Annotated in this window: 19 protein-coding genes; 8 read left to right on the top strand and 11 right to left on the bottom strand. The window is 60.6% G+C overall.

Going from position 1 to position 23552, the window contains the following annotated elements; translation table 11 throughout:
• Positions 1-61: 61 nt before the first annotated feature.
• Positions 62-475: a DUF3301 domain-containing protein gene (locus GXB78_RS20580; RefSeq protein WP_329516757.1), complete on the bottom strand. Its 414-nt coding sequence runs from the start codon at positions 473-475 to the stop codon at positions 62-64.
• A 117-nt stretch (positions 476-592) separates the two neighbouring features.
• Here GXB78_RS20580 and pdxY point away from each other — a divergent pair, with 117 nt between their 5' ends.
• Positions 593-1465, top strand: coding sequence for a pyridoxal kinase PdxY (gene pdxY, locus GXB78_RS20575; RefSeq protein ID WP_329516756.1), 873 nt, complete (start codon positions 593-595; stop codon positions 1463-1465).
• A 109-nt stretch (positions 1466-1574) separates the two neighbouring features.
• Here pdxY and GXB78_RS20570 read toward each other — a convergent pair whose 3' ends face one another.
• Entirely contained in the window at positions 1575-2057 is a 483-nt protein-coding gene (locus GXB78_RS20570) for an acyl-CoA thioesterase (RefSeq protein ID WP_016772447.1), read from the bottom strand.
• A 279-nt stretch (positions 2058-2336) separates the two neighbouring features.
• Here GXB78_RS20570 and GXB78_RS20565 point away from each other — a divergent pair, with 279 nt between their 5' ends.
• Positions 2337-4100, top strand: coding sequence for a cation:proton antiporter (locus tag GXB78_RS20565; RefSeq protein WP_329516755.1), 1764 nt, complete (start codon positions 2337-2339; stop codon positions 4098-4100).
• A 21-nt stretch (positions 4101-4121) separates the two neighbouring features.
• On the opposite strand, the gene GXB78_RS20560 is transcribed toward GXB78_RS20565, so the two are convergent.
• From GXB78_RS20560 to uvrD, 3 genes are all read right to left on the bottom strand, one after another.
• Positions 4122-4529: an SMI1/KNR4 family protein gene (locus tag GXB78_RS20560; RefSeq protein ID WP_329516754.1), complete on the bottom strand. Its 408-nt coding sequence runs from the start codon at positions 4527-4529 to the stop codon at positions 4122-4124.
• Between the two features lie 135 nt (positions 4530-4664).
• On the bottom strand, positions 4665-5540 hold the full coding sequence (locus GXB78_RS20555; RefSeq protein ID WP_329516753.1) for a Tim44 domain-containing protein: 876 nt from the start codon (positions 5538-5540) through the stop codon (positions 4665-4667).
• A 297-nt stretch (positions 5541-5837) separates the two neighbouring features.
• Positions 5838-8021, bottom strand: a complete 2184-nt coding sequence (gene uvrD / locus GXB78_RS20550) for a DNA helicase II (protein ID WP_329516752.1) — start codon at positions 8019-8021, stop codon at positions 5838-5840.
• Positions 8022-8278: 257 nt separating this feature from the next.
• Between uvrD and GXB78_RS20545 the strand changes: the two genes are divergently transcribed.
• From GXB78_RS20545 to GXB78_RS20535, 3 genes are all read left to right on the top strand, one after another.
• On the top strand, positions 8279-11152 hold the full coding sequence (locus GXB78_RS20545) for a putative bifunctional diguanylate cyclase/phosphodiesterase (protein ID WP_329516751.1): 2874 nt from the start codon (positions 8279-8281) through the stop codon (positions 11150-11152).
• A gap of 127 nt (positions 11153-11279) precedes the next feature.
• The gene (hexR, locus tag GXB78_RS20540) at positions 11280-12146 is read left to right on the top strand and encodes a transcriptional regulator HexR (RefSeq protein ID WP_007962240.1); all 867 of its coding nucleotides are present in this window, start codon (positions 11280-11282) and stop codon (positions 12144-12146) included.
• A gap of 232 nt (positions 12147-12378) precedes the next feature.
• Positions 12379-12582, top strand: a complete 204-nt coding sequence (locus GXB78_RS20535) for a PA3496 family putative envelope integrity protein (protein WP_324175580.1) — start codon at positions 12379-12381, stop codon at positions 12580-12582.
• Here the strand turns inward: GXB78_RS20535 and GXB78_RS20530 are convergent.
• Complete coding sequence (locus tag GXB78_RS20530) at positions 12524-13486, bottom strand: LysR family transcriptional regulator (protein WP_329516750.1); 963 nt, start codon at positions 13484-13486, stop codon at positions 12524-12526. The two genes, GXB78_RS20535 and GXB78_RS20530, sit on opposite strands and share 59 nt — an antisense overlap.
• Before the next feature lie 190 nt (positions 13487-13676).
• On the opposite strand from GXB78_RS20530, the gene GXB78_RS20525 reads away from it, so the two are divergent.
• Positions 13677-15092, top strand: coding sequence for an acetyl-CoA carboxylase biotin carboxylase subunit (locus GXB78_RS20525; protein WP_024014853.1), 1416 nt, complete (start codon positions 13677-13679; stop codon positions 15090-15092).
• Positions 15093-15193: 101 nt separating this feature from the next.
• The gene (oadA, locus tag GXB78_RS20520) at positions 15194-17002 is read left to right on the top strand and encodes a sodium-extruding oxaloacetate decarboxylase subunit alpha (RefSeq protein WP_329516749.1); all 1809 of its coding nucleotides are present in this window, start codon (positions 15194-15196) and stop codon (positions 17000-17002) included.
• Positions 17003-17211: 209 nt separating this feature from the next.
• Here oadA and GXB78_RS20515 read toward each other — a convergent pair whose 3' ends face one another.
• From GXB78_RS20515 to GXB78_RS20505, 3 genes are all read right to left on the bottom strand, one after another.
• On the bottom strand, positions 17212-19422 hold the full coding sequence (locus tag GXB78_RS20515; RefSeq protein WP_329516748.1) for an autotransporter outer membrane beta-barrel domain-containing protein: 2211 nt from the start codon (positions 19420-19422) through the stop codon (positions 17212-17214).
• Positions 19423-19622: 200 nt separating this feature from the next.
• Positions 19623-20459, bottom strand: coding sequence for an amino acid ABC transporter permease (locus GXB78_RS20510; protein WP_016772457.1), 837 nt, complete (start codon positions 20457-20459; stop codon positions 19623-19625).
• The gene (locus tag GXB78_RS20505; RefSeq protein ID WP_329516747.1) at positions 20456-21277 is read right to left on the bottom strand and encodes an ABC transporter substrate-binding protein; all 822 of its coding nucleotides are present in this window, start codon (positions 21275-21277) and stop codon (positions 20456-20458) included. The genes GXB78_RS20510 and GXB78_RS20505 overlap by 4 nt, the downstream gene beginning before the upstream one ends.
• Before the next feature lie 113 nt (positions 21278-21390).
• On the opposite strand from GXB78_RS20505, the gene GXB78_RS20500 reads away from it, so the two are divergent.
• The gene (locus tag GXB78_RS20500; RefSeq protein WP_329516746.1) at positions 21391-22293 is read left to right on the top strand and encodes a homocysteine S-methyltransferase family protein; all 903 of its coding nucleotides are present in this window, start codon (positions 21391-21393) and stop codon (positions 22291-22293) included.
• Between the two features lie 120 nt (positions 22294-22413).
• Here GXB78_RS20500 and GXB78_RS20495 read toward each other — a convergent pair whose 3' ends face one another.
• Both GXB78_RS20495 and GXB78_RS20490 read right to left on the bottom strand, forming a co-directional pair.
• Positions 22414-23085 (bottom strand): GNAT family N-acetyltransferase, encoded by a 672-nt coding sequence (locus GXB78_RS20495; protein ID WP_329516745.1) that lies wholly within the window; start codon positions 23083-23085, stop codon positions 22414-22416.
• 12 nt (positions 23086-23097) lie between these two features.
• Positions 23098-23544, bottom strand: coding sequence for a GNAT family N-acetyltransferase (locus GXB78_RS20490; protein WP_329516744.1), 447 nt, complete (start codon positions 23542-23544; stop codon positions 23098-23100).
• Positions 23545-23552: the final 8 nt, after the last annotated feature.

Here is a 23552-nt window from a genome sequence, read left to right as displayed (position 1 = left end):
AAAGATCGCAGCCTTCGGCAGCTCCTACAAAGCCTGCATCAAGGCTGCGATATCCGGTCTCTCAAGGCTTCCACTTGGTATGTTCCTGGCGCCACTGGCTCAACTCGATGACTTCCGCGCGAGGCTTGTGCACTTCGACCACCGGCGGCGTATCGTCGAACGGCGCCGGATAGGGTGCCAGCTCAATCTGCGCACTGTGCGCGCCGAATTGGGTGACGGTGCCGTTGTGGCGGCTTTCGCCAGTCACGGTGAACTCGAAGTTGTAGACCCGCGCCAGTCGTCGGCGACCGTTGGCGTCCTTGATCACACCGATCTTCTTCAGCGCGACGTTACCGTCGAGCAATTCCACGCCAACGTTGGTGCAATGTTGCTTGACCCGCTCCAGCGCGCGCTCGCGCAAGCCGTGGTTGTGCCATAGCCAGGCACCAGCGGCGGCGAACAGCATCAGCACGAAGATGTTTTCCAGGGTCAGCATCTACATCGAACTCCAAAAGATGGCGTCAGCTTAACTGTCTCGCCGGTCTGTCGTACAGGCTGTGTTTCGTCGCATACTGCGCGGCTTGAATTTCAATCGTTTTACGGAATGACCCGAATGAAACGTACGCCTCATCTGCTCGCCATCCAGTCCCACGTGGTGTTTGGCCACGCCGGCAACAGCGCTGCGGTTTTTCCGATGCAGCGCGTCGGGGTCAATGTCTGGCCGCTCAACACGGTGCAGTTTTCCAACCACACCCAGTATGGTCAGTGGGCTGGTGAAGTGCTGGCGCCGCAGCAGATTCCTCAACTGATCGAAGGCATCGCCGCGATTGGCGAGCTGGGCAACTGCGACGCGGTGCTGTCCGGCTATCTCGGCAGCGCCGCACAGGGCCGGGCGATTCTCAGCGGTGTGGCGCGGATCAAAGCGGTCAATCCGAAGATGCTGTACCTGTGTGATCCAGTCATGGGCCATCCGGAGAAGGGGTGCAGCGTGCCCACCGAGGTCAGCGATTTCCTGCTTGATGAAGCGGCGGCCGTGGCGGACATCATGTGCCCGAACCAGTTGGAGCTGGACAGTTTTTCCGGGCGCAAGCCGCAGTCGCTGTTCGATTGCCTGGCGATGGCGCGCGCACTGCTGGCGCGCGGGCCGAAAGCGGTGCTGGTCAAGCATCTGGATTACCCGGGCAAACCGGCGGATGGCTTCGAAATGTTGTTGGTGACGGCTGAAGGCAGTTGGCATTTGCGCCGTCCATTGCTGGCGTTTCCGCGTCAGCCGGTGGGCGTGGGCGATCTTACCTCCGGCCTGTTCCTGGCGCGTGTGCTGCTCGGCGACAGCCTGCTGGCGGCATTCGAATTCACCGCAGCGGCGGTGCATGAGGTATTGCTGGAAACCCAGGCGTGCGCCAGTTATGAATTGCAATTGGTGCGGGCGCAGGATCGGATTGCCCATCCGCGGGTGAAGTTCGAGGCGACCGCGATCAGTCTCTAATTTCGCCGTCGTTCAAAAAAGATCGCAGCCTTCGGCAGCTCCTACATGGTTTTGCATTCCAAAATGCAGGAGCTGCCGAAGGCTGCGATCTTTTGCTTTGCTTCTGGTCTCAGGCGTCGCCCTTGATCTCCTGATAACGCTTCTCCAGCTCCTGACGAATCTGTCGGCGCTGTTGCGCCTGCATGAAGCGGCGCTTGTCTTCGCTGTTCTGCGGTTGCAGCGGCGGCACGGCGGCCGGTTTGCGCTGATCATCCACCGCGACCATGGTGAAGAAGCAGCTGTTGGTGTGGCGCACCGAGCGTTCGCGGATGTTTTCGGTGACCACTTTGATGCCGACTTCCATCGAGGTGTTGCCGGTGTAGTTGACCGAGGCGAGGAAGGTCACCAGTTCGCCGACATGAATGGGCTCGCGGAAAATCACCTGATCCACCGACAGCGTCACCACGTAGCGCCCGGCATAACGGCTGGCGCAGGCATAGGCAACTTCGTCGAGGTATTTGAGCAGGGTGCCGCCGTGGACATTGCCAGAGAAGTTGGCCATGTCGGGGGTCATCAGTACCGTCATCGACAGCTGGGCGTTTCCGGGTTCCATAACGTTCTCACGGGTCAAGGCTGATTGCAGGAAGCGCCTCTGCGGGCACTTGGTGGCTTTTCAAAAAGCACCGTTATCGGGACGCCGCGCGGCGGGCCGCCGTCACGCCGGTAGCGATCTGTTTCCATATATTGCACCGGCTTCCAGAGCGAAGTCGCGGTGTTAACCTGCAAAAGCCCTGCCCAAGGGCAATTCCCACATCAAAAGCGGATTTTTACCCTGCTCGCGCAGACCGTTCCGACGTCTGTCCGCGCGCTTTTTCATCAAGGAGCCTACGCCATGCATGCCATCAGTTTTATTCAGGATCTGGCAGTGATCATGCTGGTGGCAGGCGTGGTGACCGTGCTGTTTCACCGTTTCAAGCAACCGGTGGTGCTCGGTTACATCGTCGCCGGCTTCATCATCGGCCCGCACACGCCGCCGTTCGGCCTGATCCACGACGAAGAAACCATCAAGACCCTGGCCGAACTCGGGGTGATTTTCCTGATGTTCTGCCTCGGCCTGGAATTCAGTCTGCGCAAGCTGTTCAAGGTCGGTGCGACGGCATTCATTGCCGCATTTCTCGAAATCATCCTGATGATCTGGATCGGTTACGAGATCGGCCGCTGGTTCGACTGGAGCACCATGGATTCGTTGTTCCTTGGCGCGATCCTGGCGATCTCCTCAACCACCATCATCGTCAAAGCGCTGAACGATCTGAAGATGAAGAACGAGCGCTTCGCCCAGTTGATCTTCGGCGTGCTGATTGTCGAGGATATCCTCGGCATCGGCATCATCGCGCTGCTGTCGAGCATCGCGGTGAGCGGCACGGTGAGTTCGGGGGAAGTGTTTTCCACGGTCGGCAAGCTGTCGCTGTTCATGATCGTCGCGCTGGTCATCGGCATCCTCCTGGTGCCGCGTCTGCTGGCTTATGTGGCGAAATTCGAAAGCAACGAGATGCTGCTGATCACCGTCCTCGGCCTGTGTTTCGGCTTCTGTCTGCTGGTGGTCAAGCTCGAATACAGCATGGTTCTCGGCGCCTTCCTGATCGGTGCGATCATGGCCGAGTCGCGCCAACTGCTGAAAATCGAGAGGCTGGTCGAGCCGGTTCGCGACTTGTTCAGTGCGATCTTTTTTGTCGCGATCGGGCTGATGCTCGACCCGCTGATCCTTATCGAATACGCCTGGCCGATTGCGGTGATCACCGTCGCCGTGGTGTTGGGCAAGATGTTGTCCTGCGGCCTCGGAGCATTTATCGCTGGCAACGACGGCCGAACCTCACTGCGAGTCGGCATGGGGCTGTCACAGATCGGCGAATTTTCCTTCATCATCGCTGCGCTGGGCATGACCTTGCAGGTGACCAGCAACTTCCTCTATCCGGTGGCCGTGGCCGTGTCGGTGCTCACCACGCTGCTGACTCCATACTTGATCCGCGCGGCGGATCCGCTGTCGATCAAGCTCTCGGCAGTCGTGCCCAAACGTCTCGGCCGGGTGCTCGGTATGTATGGGGAATGGTTGCGCAGCATCCAGCCACAAGGTGAGGGCGCGCTGCTGGCGTCGATGATCCGGCGGATTCTGTTGCAGGTCGGGGTCAATCTGGCGCTGGTGATTGCGATCTTCTTCGCCGGCGCCTATTTCGCCGAGCGCATGTCGTTGTGGCTGCAGGACTGGATCAGTGATCCGAGCTGGCAGAAGGCGCTGATCTGGGGCGGGGCGCTGTTGGTCTCGCTGCCATTCCTGATTGCGGCTTATCGCAAGCTCAAGGCGTTGTCGATGCTGCTGGCGGAGATGGGTGTCAAGCCGGAAATGGCCGGGCGTCACACGCAGCGAGTGCGCCGGGTGATCGCCGAAGTGATCCCGATTCTCTCGCTGCTGGTGATCTTCCTGCTGTTGGCAGCCTTGTCGGCCAGTATTCTGCCGACCAACAAGCTGCTGATGCTGATCGCCGTAGTCGCCGCTGCGGTAGCGGCGCTGCTCTGGCGCTGGTTCATCCGCGTGCACACGCGCATGCAGGTGGCGCTGCTGGAAACCCTCGACAACCACAAGGAGTCGTCGGGACACTGACCACTGGGGGGGTGTGGCGGATCAGCTTTCGAGCCAGACGTCCCGCGCCCAGTGCCACACCGATTCCCAGGTTTCTTCAGCGATCAATTCTTCTTCGGCCTGCCACAGCACCACGGTGCCGTCTTCTTCGACACAGTAGTAGTCATCGCCGTCCTGACAGATCGGGATCAAGCTGCGATCAACGCCCACATCCCACGCGTTGGCGGCGACATCCGGCAAATAGGTGTGGGATTGCGGATCGGTGACGGTCACGGGTTCAAGGCTGCCGTAGACCACATCGCTGACGGTCAGCAAAAATTCCCTGAAGACAAATGGAATGTCGATGAACAGTTGTTCTTCGATTTCCACCAGCAGGTCTTCGTCAGGCAATTCCAAAGGCACCGGTACGGGTTCATTGGCTTCGCGCAGTTGTTCGATGATTTCTTCCACGTCCGGGATCCTCTTGCTGAATGGCGCGGTTTATATGGGCCGGTTTATACAGTAGCTCGCTATAGATGCAACCGTGAAATGAAAAACCCCGGCCGAAGCCGGGGTTCTGTTACCGCAAGTGAAGCGCAGCAGGGATCAGCCGTTCTGGCGGATACCGGCGACCAGCCAAGGCTGGTTGTCGCCCTGCGGACGTTCCATGTTCCAGCTCTCGCTGAACACTTCGCCCTGATCGAAACGCGAGGTTTTCGACACGCCGGTGAAGGTCAGGGTGGCGATGGTCTTGTCGGCACGATCATCGACGCCGTCCAGCTGCACCTGCAGATTGTCGATGTAGGTCGACTGGAAGCCATCGCCCAGATCCGCACGCTCACGCTTGAGGAAGTCGAGCATTTGCGGGGTCACGAACTCGGCAATCTTGTCCATTTCGTTGGCGTCCCAGTGCTGCTGCAGCGACTGGAAGTGGCTGCGCGCGGCTTCAAGGAAGCGCTGTTCGTTGAACCAGGCCGGTGCGTTGATCACCGGACGGGCGGCAGCCGGAGCAGCCGAACCACCGAAGATCGAGCCCATGGCGGCTGGCTTCTGCTCGAACACTTCACGCTGCATCGGCGCGCCGGCCGGAGCTAATTGCTCCTGCTGCTTGCGACGACGGGCGGCGATGAAGCGGAAGATCACGAACGCGATCAGGGCCATGATCAGGATGTCGAAGATCTGCATGCCCTGGAAGCCGTCGCCCATGAACATCGACGCGAGCAGGCCACCGGCGGCGATGCCCGCCAGAGGGCCGAGCCAGCGCGAAGCACCGCCGGCCTTGGCCGCGGCGCCAGCAGCACCGGCAGCGCCAGCGGTCGCTGCTGCGCCGCCCACGCCTGGAGAAGAAGGAGCCATCTGGCTGGTCTGGTGCGTCGGCGCAGCGCCGGCGCTTTTGCCACCACCAAAGCGCTTGGCGTTGGCGTCGAGGCTCATCGTCAGGCCGATGCACAACGCCATGGCGATGCTAAGAAAACGTTTCATAAAGGGTATTCCCGTTTTGTGGAGACACGCGCGCCATGTTGCACAGCTGAAGTGTTACTGGCTAGCGAGAGAGTGTTTCGGGCTTTTGCCTGACAGGTCGCGTTCAGCTTGGCGAGGCAATCAGCCGATATACTTTTGTCTGTAGGAAAAGGCGATAGGTTCAGAGGGATTGTGAGTCAGAACACCGAACTCTGTGGGAGCGAGCCTGCTCGCGAAAGCTGCACCGCGGTGTATCAGATCAACCGCGGTGATTTCATTCGCGAGCAGGCTCGCTCCCACAGAAAAAACAAACCGGGGTCAGATGGCTTCCAGCTTGGCATAGCCGAGCATCAGCCACTTGCTGCCTTCGCTGAAATTCACCTGCACCCGGGCCTGGGCGCCGGAGCCTTCGAAGTTGAGGATCACCCCTTCGCCGAAGATCGAGTGACGTACGGCCTGACCGAGCACGAAACCGGTTTCCGGAATCTCGCTGCCGCTGAACAGGCTGCTGCCGCTCATCGACTGGTTACCACCGAACGGTCGGCTGACGCTATTGGACAGACGCACTTCCTGAATCAGGCCTTTCGGCACCTCGCGTACGAAACGCGACACCTTGTTGTAGGTTTCGCTGCCGTACAGGCGCCGGGTTTCCGCGTAGGTCATGACCAGATTCTGCATGGCCCGAGTGATACCGACGTAGGCCAGACGCCGTTCTTCTTCAAGACGCCCGGGCTCCTCCAGGCTCATCTTGTGCGGGAACAGGCCTTCTTCCATGCCCACCAGGAACACGTAAGGGAATTCCAGGCCTTTGGCGCTGTGCAGGGTCATCAGCTGAACGCTGTCTTCGTGCTCGTCAGCCTGGGTGTCGCCGGCCTCCAGCGATGCGTGGCCGAGGAAGGCTGCCAGTGGCGTCAGTTCTTCGTCCTCTTCGGTGTTTTCGAAGTTGCGCGCGGCGCTGACCAGTTCCTCAAGGTTTTCTACCCGGGCCTGGCCTTTCTCACCTTTTTCCGCCTCGTGATAAGCGATCAGGCCGGACTGCTCGATGACAGTTTGCGTCATCAGGTGCAGCGGCATCTCGGCGCACTTGGCGGCGAGGTTCTCGATCAGTTCGATAAACGCACCGAGCGCAGTGGCGGCGCGACCGGTCAGGCCTTTGTTGGCGACCAGTTGGCGCATCGCTTCCCACATCGACACATCGCTGTGTCGTGCATGCTCGCGAATGGCTTCGACGGTTTTCTCACCGATGCCTCGGGCCGGCACGTTGATGACCCGCTCCAGCGCCGCATCGTTGCCGCGACCTTCAAGCAAGCGCAGGTAGGCCATGGCGTTCTTGATTTCCGCGCGTTCGAAGAAGCGCTGACCACCATAGATGCGGTACGGAATGCGCTCGCGCAGCAGCGCTTCTTCGAGCACCCGCGACTGGGCGTTGGAGCGGTACAGAATCGCGATATCGCTACGGGCCAGGCCGGTTTTCAGCGCGCTTTCGATGGTTTCCACCACGTAACGCGCTTCGTCATGTTCGTTGAACGCGGCGTAAAGGTTGATCGCTTCGCCGTCGCCGCCGTCGGTCCACAGCTCTTTGCCCAGACGCCCGGTGTTGTTGGCGATCAGCGCGTTGGCGGCTTTGAGGATGCCGGCGGTGGAGCGGTAGTTCTGCTCCAGACGAATCGTCTCGGAATCCGGGAAGTCGGAAGAATACTGATGAATGTTTTCGATCTTCGCGCCGCGCCAGCCGTAAATCGACTGGTCGTCGTCGCCGACCACCATCAAGCTGTCGCCGCCCTTGCCGAGCAGGCGCAACCAGGCGTACTGCACGGCGTTGGTGTCCTGGAACTCGTCGACCAGAATATGGCGGAAACGCTTTTGGTAGTGCGCCAGCAGGCCCGGGTGATCGCGCCACAGGTCGAGGGCGCGCAGCAGCAGCTCGGAGAAATCGATCACGCCGGCACGCAGGCACGCCGCCTCGTAGGCTTCGTAGATGCCGCGCATAGTAGCCAGGAACAGGTCGCCGCTGGCCTGGATGTGTTGCGGCCGCAGACCTTCGTCTTTCTGGCCGTTGATGAACCACTGCGCCTGCCGCGCCGGCCAGCGTTGCTCGTCCAGACCCAGCTCGCGGATTACCCGCTTGACCAGTCGTTGCTGGTCGTCGCTGTCGAGAATCTGGAAGGTCTGGCTCAGGCCCGCTTCCTGCCAGTGCGCCCGCAGCAAGCGGTGCGCGAGGCCGTGGAAGGTGCCGACCCACATGCCGGCCGGGTTGATGCCCAGCAACTGCTCGATGCGATGACGCATCTCGGCAGCGGCCTTGTTGGTGAAAGTCACCGACAGGATGGAGTGAGGCGAGGCGTTTTCGACCTGGATCAACCAGGCGATACGGTGCACCAGCACTCGGGTTTTACCGGAACCGGCGCCGGCAAGGACCAACTGACGGCCAACGGGGGCCGCTACGGCCTGGCGTTGGGCATCGTTGAGGGAGTTCAGCAGAAGGGAGAGATCATCGCGCATCGGGGCATTCTAGGGTGCGCCGCAGGCCCGGGCAAACCGCGCGTTGCATTAGCCGATGAAAGTGCTGTCGATGACGACCGGTCGGTCACTGGCTGCAGGCTTCGGCCCGTCTCGCCTGAGGGGTTGCAGCGGTGCGTTTGCTGCGGAAAATTTCCCGGCAATTGTGCTTGGCAGCAGTTTGGCAACGGGATCGGCTTGTGTATGCTCCGTCCACGTTTCGGGCGCACGCCCTCCTTATAAGAACAAGAACGTTGCCCATGATCCTCAGCGCCGAACTGTCGGGGCCCTCCGTGGACCCCCGGGTGATCCGCAAGCACTATGCCGTCGAAATGGCGGTAGAGCGCACGCGTCTGCTGTATCAGGGCTCGTTGTTGCCCACGCTGTTCATGTTGATCAATGGTCTGGTCTGCGCCGCTCTGCTCTGGAGCCCGCAGCGCTACTTCGTGGTCAGCGTCTGGCTGGTGTGGCTGCTGTCGCTGGTAGCGTTGCGGGTGATTCAGGTGGCCGCGTTCGATTCGGCGATTCCCGATCGCCAGGCCCGGCCGGTCTGGTTGCGCATGTTCCTGCTCGGTTCGACCATGACCGGTCTGACCCTGGCCGGTGCCGGCATTGCGCTGGTACCCGCCGACAATTTCATTCAGCAAGCCTGGGTGTTCGGCCTGATCGGCGCGGCAACGCTGTCGGCCAGTGTCGCCTACGCGGTGAGCCTGCCGGCGTTCCTGTCGTTTACCTTGCCCTGTCTGCTGCCGGCGATCGGCTACCTGTTCTGGGGCGGTGACGACCAGGCGCGGGGCTGGGGCTGGCTGGGGTTGATCCTGCTCGGTTCGCTGAGTGTGGTGGCGTGGCAGGTCAATCGGCTGATCGATCGCGGATTGCTCCGGCGCTTTCAGAATCAGCACCTGATCGAGCATTTGCAGCAAGCGCAAACGTGCAGCGAACAGCTCAATCAGCAACTGGGCAAAGAAATCGAGCAGCGCCGCTGTGCCGAGGCGCAGTTGCGTGAAGCGCAGGTCGATCTCGAAGATCGCGTGGCCCAGCGCAGCCGCGAACTGGATGCGGCCAATCAGGCCTTGAGCAAAAGCGAAGCGCGGTTGGCGCTGGCGCTCAAGGCCAGTGAGCTCGGCTTATGGGACTGGAATCTGCAGACCGACGAAGTCCACCACACGCAGGTTCAGGAACTGTTCGGCCTCGCCCCGGAGTACGTGACTGCGCTGCTGCGCGATCTGAAACCGCGACTGCACCCTGAAGACGTGCCGTCACTGCAGTTCGCGCTGGTCGAACATTTGAAGGGGCGCACCGAGGATTACCAGGTCGAATATCGCTTGCGCCACGGCGACGGCCACTGGGTGTGGATCGAGGACCGTGGCCGCGCCGTGGAGCGCAGCACCAGCGGCCGGGTGATCCGCATGGTCGGTACCCGCCGCGATATCAGCGCCGGCAAAAGCCTCGAAGAGCAGCAACGGCTGGCGGCGACGGTGTTCGAGGCGGCCAGCGAAGGCATCGTGATTCTCGATCCTGACTACGCGTTGATTGCGATCAATCAGGCTTTCAGCCGGGTTACCGGTTACGAGATCGACGACATGCTCGGGCGCAATGTCGTCGAGTTGCCGTGCAGCCGCGATGCGCGCCGTCACTACGTAGCGATCCGTCAGGCGTTGGAGCAGCACGGCAGCTGGCAGGGCGAACTGGTGGAAACCCGCAAGAACGGCGAGTTGTATCCGCAGTGGCTGCAACTCAACGCCGTGCGTGACAGTCGCGGCAATATCAGCCATATCGTCGGCTTCTTCGCCGATCTCTCGGCGCGGCGGGCGTCGGAAGAGCGCATGCGCTATCTGAGCCATTACGACGAACTCACCGGGCTGGCCAACCGTTCGCTGTTTCGCGAACGCCTGCACGAAGCCCATCAGCGGGTTCGCCAGGGCGGGCGCCGCAGTCTGGCCTTGCTGCACATCAATCTGGACCGCTTCAAGTTGCTCAATGACAGCCTCGGCCATGAAGTCGCCGATCAGCTGCTGCAAAAGATGGCGCGGCGGCTGGTCAATGCCTTGCCGGAAGCCGACACCATTGCGCGCTTGTCCGGTGACGAGTTTGCCGTGCTGTTCGATGCCTACGGCAATCTGTCGAGCCTGGCACGGGTCGCCACCCGGCTGTCGGCCAAGCTGCGTCTGCCGCTGAGCGTCGACGGACATGAACTGGTGGTGAGTGCCTCGATGGGCATCAGTCTGTTGCCCGACAACGCGCGGGAGATCTCGACGCTGGTCAGCCAGTCGAACATGGCCATGCAACATGCCAAACATCTGGGCGGCAACAACTTCCAGTTCTACACCGACAGCCTGCAAGCCAGCACTCTCGAACGTTTGCAGCTGGAAAACCACTTGCGCCGGGCCATTGAAGAACAGCAACTGACGGTGTTCTATCAACCGAAACTGTGCCTGCAAACCGGCCGCCTGAATGCTGCAGAAGCGCTGGTGCGCTGGGATCATCCGAGCATGGGCCAGGTGCCGCCGGCGGATTTCATCGGTCTGGCCGAAGAGACCGGTCTGATTGGGCCGATCGGTGAATTCGTCTTGCGTCAGGCGTGCTGGCAAGCGTGCGAATGGCAGCGCCAGGGCCTGGCGCCGATCCGCGTCTCGGTGAATCTGTCGGTGCATCAGTTGCGCCAGGGCAAACTGGTCAGTCTGGTGCGGCAGGTGCTGGAAGAAACCGGGCTGGCGCCGCACTGCCTTGAGCTGGAGCTGACCGAAAGCCATTTGCTCGACAGCGTTGAACACATCATTGCGACGTTCCAGCAGTTGCGCGATCTGGGGGTGAAACTGGCGATTGATGATTTCGGCACCGGTTATTCCTCTTTGAGCTACCTCAAGCGCATCCCGGTGGACTACGTGAAAATCGATCAGGCATTTATTCGCGGCTTGAGCGAGGGCAGTGCGGACGCGGCGATCACGCGGGCGATCATCGCCATGGCTCACGGGCTGGCTCTGAAAGTCGTGGCCGAAGGCGTCGAGCGGCAGGATCAGCTGGAATTTCTGCGTATCGAGCGCTGCGACGAAGTGCAGGGTTATCTGATCAGCCGGCCGGTGGATGCTGCCGGTCTGGCCGGGCTTTTGCGCGATCAGGAAAACCCGAGCTAAGGGCTACATGCTGCTCAGCGTGCCTGATGCCGGGACATCGAGTTACGCTTTGAGCAGGCAAAATGCCCATTCATGTAGTATAACTACAAGCTTGCTACATCCTTGCCCACAAGAAGAGTCCAGCCCCTTGAATCTGCTGCAACACATCGCCCAGTCACGTCACCTGTTACGCAAGTCGGAGCTCAAGGTCGCCGACCACGTGCTGCTTGACCCTGCGGCGGTGATGCACAGTTCCATGGCCGACCTGGCTCACAGCGTGGGTATCAGCGAGCCAACCATCGTGCGCTTCTGCCGCGCCATCGGTTGTTCCGGCTTTCAGGATCTCAAACTGAAACTGGCGCAGAGCCTCGCCGCCGGCGCGAGCTTCGGTCAATTCGCGATTCACGAAGACGACTCCGTCGCCGACTACAGCCTGAAAATTTTCGACACCACGTTGCACACCTTGATGGAAGTGCGCGAGAAACTCGACCCGGTGGAGTTGCAGCGCGCAGTCACGCTGATGTCGCAGGCGCAGCGTGTCGAGTTCTACGGCTTCGGCGCCTCGGGCGCGGTGGCCGCGGATGCGCAGCACAAGTTCTTCCGTTTGCTGCTGACTGCGGCGGCGTATTCCGATCCGCACATGCAGGCGATGTCGGCGGTGACGTTGAAGCCCACCGATGTGGCGATCTGCATTTCCCAGTCGGGACGTTCCAAGGATCTGCTGATCACCGCCAACCTCGTTCGCGAGAGCGGGGCGTCGCTGATCACTCTGTGCCCGAGCCAGACGCCACTGGCGGAGTTGTCGACCGTGAACCTGGCGATCGATGTGCACGAAGACACCGAAATCTATACACCGCTGACCTCTCGCATCGCTCACCTGGTGGTGATCGATGTGCTGGCGATGGGCGTGGCCATGGCGCGCGGGCCGAGCCTGGTCAATCACCTCAAGAGCGTGAAGCGCAGTCTGCGCAGTTTGCGTTTGTCGCCCAAGGCCGTGAAAGCGCTGGACGACTAAGTCCAAGGTCTGCCGACCTCTTCGCGAGCAGGCTCGCTCCCACAGGGGGTCTCCTGGGAACACAAATTCTGTGTCATACCGGGTTCAAATGTGGGAGCGAGCCTGCTCGCGAAAGCGTCCTCAAAAACACCACAACCTTCGCATATTTCATCACACTGTCATCCTCGCGCAGCCAAACCGTCATCCCTCACGCCTATCGTAAAACTCCCGTACTCGCCCTGGGAGACTCGAAATGGCTCAGCCCTACGAAGAACGCAACAGCGCCGCGAAAACCCGTCGTCAGCAGGAAGATCAGCGCCGCATGGAATTTCGCCGCGCAATCGAAGATCGCTTCGAACTCCGCCAGCTTCAGGCCGAGATCGGTGATTTTCCCGAGATCACTCACTGGCAGGCATCGCCCGCAGCTTCCCGTCGAAACGCTCAACCAACGCAATAATCTGTGCCCGCTCGCTGCGGATAAACGCCAGGAAGGCGTGCGCCACCGGTGACAGCCGTTTGGCTTTGGCCTGCACCAGGCACCAACTGCGCATCAGCGGCAACTCTTCGACCGGCAGCTCGACCAGGCCGCCGGTCGCCAGCTCCAGGTTCAGGGCGTGGCGCGTCAACAGCGCCAGGCCCAGACCCGCCAGCACGCATTCGCGCTGAGCTTCGGCGGACGCCACTTCCTGGGTCTGGGTGAAGTGCACGCGCTTTTCCTTGAAGTATTCCTCGCAGGCCAGACGCGTACCCGAGCCCGGCTCGCGGATCAGCAGCGTGTACGGTTCCAGATCCTGCAAGCGCAGCGGGCCCATGTGCGCCAGCGGATGATCCGGGCGTGCCACGGCGACGATCGGATTGTTGAGAAACGGTAGAAATTCCAGGCCCATGTCCTGTGGCACCATCGACATGATCACCAGGTCGTCGCGGTTGTCCGAGAGGCGGCGGATAACCTGGCCACGGTTGACCACGGTCAACTGCAAATTGACTTCCGGGTGTTGGCGCTTGAACGCCGCGAACAGGTGCGGCACGAAATATTTGGCGCTGGATTCCACCGCCAGTTTCAACTGACCTTGCAGCGAACCTTGCATGTCCGACAGTTGCATATCGAGGTTTTCCAGGCGCCCGAAGATGTCGCGGCTGGCACGTTGAAGGGCTTCCGCCGCCTCGGTCATGTAGAGTTTTTTGCCGACATAGTCGAATAGCGGCTGGCCAATCAGCTCTTCAAGCTGACGAATCTGTAGGCTGACGGCCGGTTGGGTGAGTGACATTTCCTCGGCGGCGCGGCTGTAAGAACGTAGATCACACACCTCGTTAAAGATCTGCAATTGACGCAATGTCATACGCATCAATGACTTACGCATAGTGGTCGGGCCCGGTCAGCGGTTGGATGTATCAACTATAAGTCTTTGCTTATGCCTGACCCAATTTTTATTCATTTTTGTTAATCCCTTGGCAGCGCTAGTGTGGACCTGCGACTGAATTGAAACATTTGGTCACGCGTCGACCTGGGTCTAGCAGGTCGTGGTGCCACCGGCTCAAGGGAACCTCCAAGTGATAAAAAAGATCCTGATCGCCAACCGTGGTGAGATTGCCGTACGCATCGTACGAGCCTGCGCCGAAATGGGCATTCGCTCGGTTGCGATTTTCTCCGACGCCGACCGCCATGCCTTGCATGTGAAGCGTGCGGACGAGGCCCACAGCGTCGGAGCCGAGCCGCTGGCCGGCTACCTGAACCCGCGCAAGCTGGTGAACCTGGCGGTGGAAACCGGCTGCGATGCACTGCACCCCGGCTACGGTTTTCTTTCGGAAAACGCCGAGCTGGCGGAAATCTGCGCCGAGCGCGGTATCAAATTCATCGGCCCGTCGGCGGAAGTCATCCGGCGCATGGGCGACAAGACCGAAGCGCGGCGCAGCATGATCAAGGCCGGCGTACCGGTGACGCCCGGTACCGAAGGCAATGTCTCCGGCATCGAAGAGGCTTTGGTCGAAGGCGACCGTATCGGTTATCCGGTAATGCTCAAGGCCACCTCCGGTGGTGGCGGTCGCGGTATCCGTCGCTGCAACAGCCGCGAAGAACTCGAACAGAACTTCCCCCGTGTCATATCCGAGGCCACCAAGGCGTTCGGTTCGGCGGAAGTGTTCCTGGAAAAATGCATCGTCAATCCCAAGCACATCGAAGCGCAGATCCTCGGCGACAGCTTCGGCAACGTCGTGCACCTGTTCGAACGTGACTGCTCGATCCAGCGGCGCAACCAGAAGCTGATCGAGATCGCGCCGAGTCCGCAACTGACCCCGGAGCAGCGCGCCTATATCGGCGATCTGTCGGTGCGTGCGGCCAAGGCTGTGGGTTACGAGAACGCCGGCACCGTGGAGTTCCTGCTCGCCGAGGGCGAGGTGTACTTCATGGAGATGAACACGCGGGTCCAGGTCGAGCACACCATCACCGAAGAAATCACCGGCATCGACATCGTTCGCGAACAGATTCGCATCGCTTCCGGCCTGCCACTGTCAGTGAAGCAGGAAGACATTCAGCACCGTGGCTTCGCGTTGCAGTTCCGTATCAACGCCGAAGACCCGAAGAACAACTTCCTGCCGAGCTTCGGCAAGATTACCCGTTACTACGCCCCCGGCGGCCCGGGCGTGCGCACCGACACGGCGATCTACACCGGCTACACCATTCCGCCGTTCTACGACTCGATGTGCCTGAAGCTGGTGGTCTGGGCACTGACCTGGGAAGAGGCGATGGATCGTGGCCTGCGTGCGCTGGACGACATGCGCCTGCAGGGGGTGAAAACCACTGCTGCCTATTACCAGGAAATCCTGCGCAACCCGGAATTCCGTAGCGGCCAGTTCAATACCAGCTTCGTTGAAAGCCACCCGGAACTGACCAACTACTCGATCAAGCGCAAACCCGAAGAGCTGGCCCTGGCCATCGCCGCTGCCATCGCCGCCCACGCAGGCCTATGAATGAAGCAGCTGCGAGCTTTCAGCTGCAAGCGGCAAGTAAAAGCAGATTGGCTTTTTCTTGCAGCTCGTAGCTTGAAGCTTGCCGCTATGAGGACATACCAATGACAAAGAAGATCTTCGTTACCGACACCATCCTGCGCGACGCTCACCAATCGCTGCTCGCCACCCGCATGCGCACCGAAGACATGCTGCCGATCTGCGACAAGCTCGACAAGGTCGGCTACTGGTCGCTGGAATGCTGGGGCGGCGCGACGTTCGACGCCTGCGTACGTTTCCTCAAGGAAGACCCCTGGGAACGCCTGCGCCAATTGCGTGCCGCGCTGCCCAACACCCGCCTGCAAATGCTCCTGCGCGGGCAGAACCTGCTCGGCTATCGTCACTACAGCGACGACGTGGTCAAAGCCTTCGTCGCCAAGGCCGCGGTGAACGGCATTGACGTGTTCCGCATTTTCGACGCGATGAATGATGTGCGTAACCTGCGCGTTGCGATCGAAGCAGTGAAAGCTGCCGGCAAGCATGCGCAAGGCACAATCGCCTACACCACCAGCCCGGTGCACACCATCGACGCTTTCGTTACCCAGGCCAAGCAAATGGAGTCCATGGGCTGTGATTCGGTAGCGATCAAGGACATGGCCGGTCTGCTGACCCCGTACGCCACCGGTGAACTGGTGCGCGCCTTGAAGGCCGAACAGTCGCTGCCGGTGTTCATCCACTCCCACGACACCGCTGGCCTGGCTGCGATGTGCCAACTCAAGGCGATCGAAAACGGTGCCGATCACATCGACACCGCAATTTCCAGCTTCGCCTCGGGCACCAGCCATCCGGGCACCGAGTCGATGGTCGCCGCGCTCAAAGGCACCGAATATGACACCGGCCTGAACCTCGAACTGCTCCAGGAAATCGGCCTGTATTTCTATGCCGTGCGCAAGAAGTACCACCAGTTCGAAAGCGAATTCACCGCCGTCGACACTCGTGTGCAGGTCAACCAGGTACCGGGCGGGATGATCTCCAACCTCGCCAACCAGTTGAAGGAGCAGGGCGCCCTGAATCGCATGGGCGAAGTGCTCGCAGAAATTCCGCGCGTACGTGAAGACCTCGGCTTCCCGCCGCTGGTGACCCCGACGTCGCAGATCGTCGGCACCCAGGCGTTCTTCAACGTACTGGCTGGCGAGCGCTACAAGACCATCACCAACGAAGTGAAGCTTTATCTGCAGGGCGGCTACGGCAAGGCGCCGGGCGTGGTCAATGAAAAACTCCGGCGTCAGGCGATCGGCAGCGAAGACGTCATCGACGTGCGCCCGGCCGATTTGCTCAAGCCGGAAATGACCAAGCTGCGTGCCGATATCGGTGCACTGGCCAAGTCGGAAGAAGACGTTCTGACCTTCGCCATGTTCCCGGACATCGGCCGCAAGTTCCTCGAAGAGCGCGCCGCCGGCACCCTCACGCCGGAAGTGCTGTTGCCGATCCCGGAAGCGGGCGCCGTTGCCTCGGTGGGCGGTGAAGGCGTGCCGACCGAGTTCGTCATCGACGTCCACGGCGAGACCTACCGCGTCGACATCACCGGTGTCGGCGTCAAGGCCGAAGGCAAGCGCCACTTCTATCTGTCGATCGACGGCATGCCCGAAGAAGTGGTGTTCGAGCCGCTCAATGAATTTGTCAGCGGCGGCAGCAGCAAACGCAAACAGGCCTCGGCGCCGGGACACGTCAGCACCACCATGCCGGGCAACATCGTCGATGTGCTGGTCAAGGAGGGCGACACCGTCAAGGCTGGCCAGGCCGTACTGATCACCGAAGCGATGAAGATGGAAACCGAAGTGCAGGCTGCCATTGCCGGCAAGGTCACCGCGATTCACGTGGCCAAGGGCGACCGGGTCAACCCGGGCGAAATCCTCGTCGAGATCGAAGGCTGAGATAACAGTCGCGATCCAACGCTTTAAACCTCAGGGGGGCATGTGCTCCCCTTTTTTTTGCCTGTGATTTTCGATATTTCTAAGCTCGCTTGAAGCGCCAATGTGGGAGCGAGCCTGCTCGCGAATACGTCAAGTCAGCCAACATCATCTTCGAGTGTTCCACCGCTTTCGCGAGCAGGCTCGCTCCCACAGGAGTGGTGTTCAGCCCGTCAGAACGCCATGCGCCACTGACCTGCCACGCCATATGTCCGGCTGTCATTGCCCAATTCACCCGTTAAGCCCACGCCCAGTGTGTGCGCCGCCGACAGGCCAAGATCGAGTCCCGCATCTACCGACAGACTGTTCCGGTCCAGCGCCGCGCCGCTCACTTCGAAACGCTTGCCGCCCTTGCGCAGTTGCTGACGGGTGTCGCTGTCGATGTCGCCGAAGGTATGTTTCCAGCCTGCGCCGAGTCGTGGTGTGAATCGCATGCCGTTATCCAGCGTGTTGACCTGCGCAAGCCGCAGACCGAAGGTGCTGCTGAAGTTGTCGCGGGTCTGCCCATAGACCTTCAGCGCCGCGTCGCCACCTTTTTCGTTGTAACTGTCGCGCTGATATCGCTGATAGCCGAGGCGGGCGTAGGGTTCGAAGGTCACGCTGTCCCGGCCAAAATTGAACCCGGCTTCGGCGAAAACCTGTTGCGTATTGGCGTCGTAGTTGCCCTTCAGACGATCGCTGAAACCCTTGAACGCGACCCGTCGTGTGCTGCTGCCGTCATGGCTGGCGTAGGTGGCGCCGAGACGCAACGACAGTGGACCGTCCTGGCGCACGGCGTAGGCACCGAGATGCCAGCTGTCGAGCTCGCCGTCGTACTGGCGGGCATCGAGTTTGGTCTGCGATTTGCCGCCGAGCAGGCCGAGGTGCCATTGCTCGTCGAGTCGCCAGTCAGCGCCCACGACCAGCCCTTGCTTGGCATGTTGGAGGATGCCGTCGGCGTCGCGGTCAACCTTGCCGCCGTGGCCCAACGCCTGAATCCACACCCGCCCGGAGTCTTCGTTGCCTGCGGCCTGACGCGGTGAACTGCGCGAGCCGTCAGTAGAGCCGGAACGGTAGTCCAGTTGGCGCATCGCCGAGAGCATGCTCGCACTGACCGGTGTGACACTGCTCAATGTGGCTTTGGCGAGGTTGGCGTTGCTGCCGGCGGCGAGTTGCTCGAGTGCAATGGGCGCGGTGGTTTTATCGCTGGTGAGTAGTGCGGCCACTGCCGCGTTAGCAGGCTTTGTGAGTTCAGGCACGGGCTGGGCGGCGGCTTCGCTGGTTTGCGCAGTCACGATTTCGTTTGGTATCGATGAACCCGCTGGCGCGGAGTCTTCAATCAGGGCTGCAACCGAGGTCAGGACTGGCATTGGAACTGCGATGACCGCTGCCGTTGGAGTTGGAGTGGGCGTCGGCGAGGTGGGTGTTGAGGTCGGTGCAGTAGGAGCAATTAATGCTTCCTGCCCGGTAATACTGCCTGCAAGTGCAGCTGCGTTGTCCGTAGGTGCAAGGCTTTCAAGCGCTACATCATTGCGAGCGTAAGTCAGCACCACCGACTTCTTGTTGTACTGAGGTGTTGCAGTCATATACGCCAGATCGTTCTCGATCCGCCCAAACTCACCTTTCACCTCACGGGCTTCGATGATTTTGTATTGGCTGCTCTGCGGAAACTCTCCCGCAGCTGCGACGACTTTCAGGGTAGCGCCGTCAAGCTGAGCCGTGCCATCAACCTTGATCGTCTGGCTACCATCGGGAGTCACCTCGTAAGCCAGTTCGGCACTAGGCGCCAAGTGCAAATTACCTTTCACTCGCGGCGCGCCAAGTGCTGCATTGACGGTGAGCAGCCCGCCCACATCAAGATTTCCAACCGTGCCTTTACCGGCGAAACTGCCGCCATTCTGGACATACACGTCGGCCTTGATGCTGCCGAGGTTGGTCAACGCTCCACCGGTGTTGACCATAACGCCTTCATGAAAATCGCCTTTGGAGCTCAGCGTCCAGTCGCCTTGGGCGACGAATAGCCCATTGAAGTTGCGCGTATCGTTCAACGTGCCGCCGTTCGAAGCATCGAGGAACAGCACATTGTCGCCCTTTCCCCCATCCAGTCGGCCAGTGAAGCTCGCGCCGTCTTTAAGGGTAATCAAGTCGTTGACGTCAGTACCCTTGAATACAGTTTCCGGTGTAATGAAGGTAATCGGAACCGTGGTTGCGGCGTTGAGAAAACCCTGAAGCCGTTCCAGCGCCTGTTGCTTGGGGCGGGTTTCGGGCTGCTCCGTCGTTTCCATGCTTTGAGGCTGCTCGATTGCTTCGGTGGATTGCTCGGCATTAGCCTGCGCTACGCAACCCAGCGCCAGTGAAATAGCCAGAGCCAGGTGTTTTGGTGCGAATAGGTGTTGAGTGGGCATCAAGTTCGACCTCCTTATCGAGAAGGCCCAACTCTATTGCTGCCCGAAAAAAACCGATGTCGGCCGCTTCCCACAGTCACGCAGGCGACGTCGGATCGTTTTGTAGAAAAACTTCACTGGATTTCGCAGACACAGCTTTTGCGTAATGGTGAGTATTCTTTTTCCTACAGCCGATTCAGGATCAAAGCGGCCACACTGCCTCAACCACGCCGCACATACGCCTTGCCGTAATGCCGCTCCATCCGTGCCTGAATCAGCTCCAGCCCGATCGACATCAGCCAGTAGATGATCGCCGCCGTGGTGAGCATTTCGATGTAGCGATAGCTTGAGCGGCCGTAGGACTGGGCGAGAAACATGACTTCCCAGACGCCCATCACCGAGATCAGCGACGAGTCCTTGAGCATCGAGATGAACTGGTTGGTGGTCGGCGGAATGATCGTGCGCATGGCCTGGGGCAGGGTGATGCGCCAGAAGATCACGCTTTCGCGCAGGCCCAGCGCCAGCGAGGCTTCGCGTTGGCCGTGATCGACACCGAGAATGCCGGCGCGGAAGATTTCGCTCAGGTAGGCGCCGTAGTTCAGCGACAGGGCAATGATGCCGGCGACGATGGCGCCGGGGACGATGCCCAGTTGCGGCAGGCCGAGGTAGATCAGCAGGATCTGGATCAGCAACGGCGTGCCACGGAAGAACGATGTGTAGAAACTGGCGATGCCAAACGCCACGGCGCTGTTGGACAGGCGCGCCAGCGCAGTAATGAAACCGAGCAGCGACGAAGCGATGATCGAGCAGGCGCAGAGGAACAGCGTCAGCGCTGCGCCTTGCAGGAAGCCGTTGGGCGCCAGCTTCAGGCCAACGAGGTTGGGCAGCTTGTCGAGGATGATCGCGAATTTCAGGTCGAAGCTGAGGAAAAATCCGGCAAACAGACAGAACAGCGCCGCCCACGTCAGGTACAGGCGCGTACGGAACCCGAAAAGCTTTTGCAGGCGGGTTTCAGCCACCGGTTGCGGTGGCTGTGGCGGGGTTGGAAAGGAAGTCATTGGCTGATGTCGGCGCCGATCCATTTCTGCGACAGCTTGCTCAGGGTGCCGTCCTGTTTCAGTTGGGCGAACACTTCGCGCACCTTGGCGTCCCACTGCGGGTCACCTTTTTCGATCGCCACCGAGTTGGGCTCCGAGTACAGCGGTTCGCCGGCCAGTTTGAAGCGCTGGTCCTGGTTCAGGCGCGGCTGCGCGGTGACCAGATTGGTGAGGATCGCATCCAGACGCACGCCGGCGCCCAGGCCCAGATCCTGGAAGGCGACGTTGTCGGTGTCGTAAGGGGCGATCTGCACATCCTCGAACGGATATTGCAGTTGCGTATCCTCGGCGCCTTCGATGACCAGATTCTTGTTCAGATAGCTTTCATAGCTGGAGGCGCTGGTCAGGCCGACTTTCTTGCCGCTCAGGTCCTTGGCGCTGTGGATGCGATCGTCCTTGGCATTGACCACAATCACCGCTGGCGACGCGTAGTACTCGACCGGAAAGTCGAACACTTCCGCGCGGGCCTTGCTCGGGGTCATCGAGCAGATGCAGATGTCGTAGCGCCCGCTCCAGCGGCCGGCGGCGATCACGTCCCAGGACGGCGTTTCCAGACGCAGCTTGACGCCGAGCTTATCCGCCACCGCTTTGGCAACGTCGACATCGAAACCGTCGAGTTGATTCTGCTCATTGAGAAACGAGAAGGGCGGATAGCTCTCCATCAGCACGCCGACCAGTTGTTTATTCTGCTCGACGCGGTCCAGCGTCGCGCCGCCGAAGGCTTGGGTAGATGCGGCCAGAATGGTCAGGCCCAGGGCCAATAGCGGTTGGAATTTCACAGTCGCGTCCTGTTGAAAAAAGAGGTTGTTATTAACCGAGTGGTGCGTATTAAATAGTTATAAGAACGACTCTGATAGTGAGTTATTTTCATAAGCATATGAGTGAAAAGCATATGGGCGCAGCGAATACGGTCATTCTCGATGGCGGCATGGGCCGTGAGTTGCAACGCGCCGGTGCGCCATTCCGCCAACCCGAGTGGTCGGCGCTGGCGCTGAGCGAAGCGCCGCAAGCGGTCGAGGCGGTGCATGCCGCTTACATCAACAGCGGTGCCAACGTGATTACCAGCAACAGTTACGCGGTGGTGCCGTTCCACATTGGCGAAGCGCGGTTTGCGGCTGAAGGCCAGGCCCTTGCGGCGTTGGCGGGCGAATTGGCACGGCGGGCGGTGCAGGCATCGGGCAAACCAGTGCGGGTTGCCGGTTCATTGCCGCCGCTGTTCGGCTCGTACCGTCCGGACCTGTTCGAAGCCGATCGCGTGAGCGAATTGCTCACGCCGCTGGTCAACGGGTTGGCCCCGCACGTTGATCTGTGGCTGGCCGAGACCCAGAGTTCGATTGTCGAGGCGCGCGCCATTCACGCCGGCCTGCCGAAGGATGGCAAACCGTTCTGGCTGTCATTCACCCTCAAGGACGAAGACACCGATGAAGTGCCGCGCCTGCGCTCCGGTGAGCCGGTGGCTGAAGCGGCTGCGGTGGCGGCTGAGCTGGGTGTCGAGACGTTGTTGTTCAACTGCAGCCAGCCTGAAGTGATTGGCTCGGCCATCGACGCAGCGCGCGCGACCTTCGAGCGTCTCGGCGTGGATATCAACATCGGCGCGTATGCCAATGCGTTTCCTCCGCAACCGAAGGAAGCCACGGCCAATGACGGGCTCGACCCGTTGCGTGACGATCTTGATCCGCCGGGGTATCTGCACTGGGCGCAGGCCTGGCAACAGCGCGGCGCCAGTCATCTGGGCGGCTGCTGCGGAATCGGGCCAGAGCACATTGCGGTGCTGGCGCAAGAACTGCGTCGATAAGCCTGCCCCCCAATTGTGGGAGCGAGCCTGCTCGCGAAAGCGGTCAGTCAGCCAACATTTGCAGTGACTGACACATCGCCTTCGCGAGCAGGCTCGCTCCCACAAGGGTATTTGTGAAATTCAGCCACGGCACTCGGCCAAGCCTTTCACCTGGCCGTCCGGCGTCTGGTTTTCATCGCTCAACCAGCGCTCGAACCCGGCACCGATCACCGGCCATTCCGAATCGAGAATCGAATACCACGCGGTATCGCGGTTCTGCCCCTTGACCACCATGTGCTGGCGGAACACCCCTTCAAAGCTGAAGCCCAGACGCGCGGCTGCGTATTTGGAGCGGGCGTTGCCGTTGTTGCACTTCCATTCCAGGCGCCGGTAACCCAGCTCGAACGAATACTTGGCCAGCAGGTACACCGCCTCGGTGCTTTTCGGCGAGCGTTGCATCGGCGCGCCGAAAGTGACGTGGCCGATTTCGATGCGGCCCTGCGCCGGGACGATCGACATCAGGCTGAGGATGCCTTGCACCTGATCAGTCGCGCGGTCGATGACGCTGAAGAAATACGGGTCGCTGTTGGCCGCATGGTTGTTCAACCAGTCGTTGAACGCGCTGCGCTCGCGAAACGGCCCGTAAGGCAGATAATCCCAGAGTTTCGGATCGGCGCCCGGCCCTTCCAGAGCAGCGTAGAGTTGCTCGGCATGCCGTGCCGGGTCGAGTTTCTCCAGACGAATGAAGCGGCCTTCGAGCAAGGTGGCGGAGGGGGCGGGGACGCCTTTCCAGTCAGCGAGTGAAGCGGTCATGTGCGCGTCTCCTTAAAGGGCTTTACGAAACTGGATGAAGCCCGGGCGCTCGGCAATGCGCTCGTAGAGCTGGATCGCCGTCGCATTGGTTTCGTGGGTCAGCCAGTGGACTTTGCAGCAACCGTCGGCCTTGGCGGTAGCGTAGACATGTTCGATCAACAGCCGACCGACACCGGTGCCTCGGGACTCCGGCACGACCAGCAGATCTTGCAAATAGCAGGAATTTTCAATGCTCCAGTTCGAGCGATGATAGATGTAATGCACCATGCCCAGCGCTTTGCCATCGGCCCAGGCGAGGGCGGCGTGGGTCGGCTCGTTCGGATCGAGAAAACGCTGCCAGGTACTCTGGGTGACAGCGTCCGGCAGTTCGGTGTTGTAAAAGCGCAGGTAAGCCTGCCACAGCGGCAGCCAGGCGGCGTGGTCGTTGGCGTTGACCGGGCGAATGTCGATCTGAGTCATGCGTGGAT

Origin of the sequence: Pseudomonas moraviensis subsp. stanleyae, from assembly GCF_036283065.1 — a bacterium.
GTDB lineage: Bacteria > Pseudomonadota > Gammaproteobacteria > Pseudomonadales > Pseudomonadaceae > Aquipseudomonas > Aquipseudomonas stanleyae.
The sequence above is the reverse complement of the archived record's forward strand: the minus strand, read 5'-3'. Positions and strand labels throughout refer to the sequence as shown.

Excerpts from the sequence above, each read along its gene's own strand:
- GXB78_RS20495 (WP_329516745.1), bottom strand. The coding sequence starts at position 23,085 with ATGACCGCTTCACTCGCTGACTGGAAAGGCGTCCCCGCCCCCTCCGCC.
- GXB78_RS20515 (WP_329516748.1), bottom strand. The coding sequence starts at position 19,422 with ATGCCCACTCAACACCTATTCGCACCAAAACACCTGGCTCTGGCTATT.
- GXB78_RS20565 (WP_329516755.1), top strand. The coding sequence starts at position 2,337 with ATGCATGCCATCAGTTTTATTCAGGATCTGGCAGTGATCATGCTGGTG.
- GXB78_RS20500 (WP_329516746.1), top strand. The coding sequence starts at position 21,391 with ATGGGCGCAGCGAATACGGTCATTCTCGATGGCGGCATGGGCCGTGAG.
- oadA (WP_329516749.1), top strand. The coding sequence starts at position 15,194 with ATGACAAAGAAGATCTTCGTTACCGACACCATCCTGCGCGACGCTCAC.
- GXB78_RS20530 (WP_329516750.1), bottom strand. The coding sequence starts at position 13,486 with ATGCGTAAGTCATTGATGCGTATGACATTGCGTCAATTGCAGATCTTT.
- GXB78_RS20570 (WP_016772447.1), bottom strand. The coding sequence starts at position 2,057 with ATGGAACCCGGAAACGCCCAGCTGTCGATGACGGTACTGATGACCCCC.
- GXB78_RS20535 (WP_324175580.1), top strand. The coding sequence starts at position 12,379 with ATGGCTCAGCCCTACGAAGAACGCAACAGCGCCGCGAAAACCCGTCGT.
- GXB78_RS20555 (WP_329516753.1), bottom strand. The coding sequence starts at position 5,540 with ATGAAACGTTTTCTTAGCATCGCCATGGCGTTGTGCATCGGCCTGACG.
- GXB78_RS20580 (WP_329516757.1), bottom strand. The coding sequence starts at position 475 with ATGCTGACCCTGGAAAACATCTTCGTGCTGATGCTGTTCGCCGCCGCT.
- pdxY (WP_329516756.1), top strand. The coding sequence starts at position 593 with ATGAAACGTACGCCTCATCTGCTCGCCATCCAGTCCCACGTGGTGTTT.
- GXB78_RS20545 (WP_329516751.1), top strand. The coding sequence starts at position 8,279 with ATGATCCTCAGCGCCGAACTGTCGGGGCCCTCCGTGGACCCCCGGGTG.
- GXB78_RS20490 (WP_329516744.1), bottom strand. The coding sequence starts at position 23,544 with ATGACTCAGATCGACATTCGCCCGGTCAACGCCAACGACCACGCCGCC.
- GXB78_RS20510 (WP_016772457.1), bottom strand. The coding sequence starts at position 20,459 with ATGACTTCCTTTCCAACCCCGCCACAGCCACCGCAACCGGTGGCTGAA.
- uvrD (WP_329516752.1), bottom strand. The coding sequence starts at position 8,021 with ATGCGCGATGATCTCTCCCTTCTGCTGAACTCCCTCAACGATGCCCAA.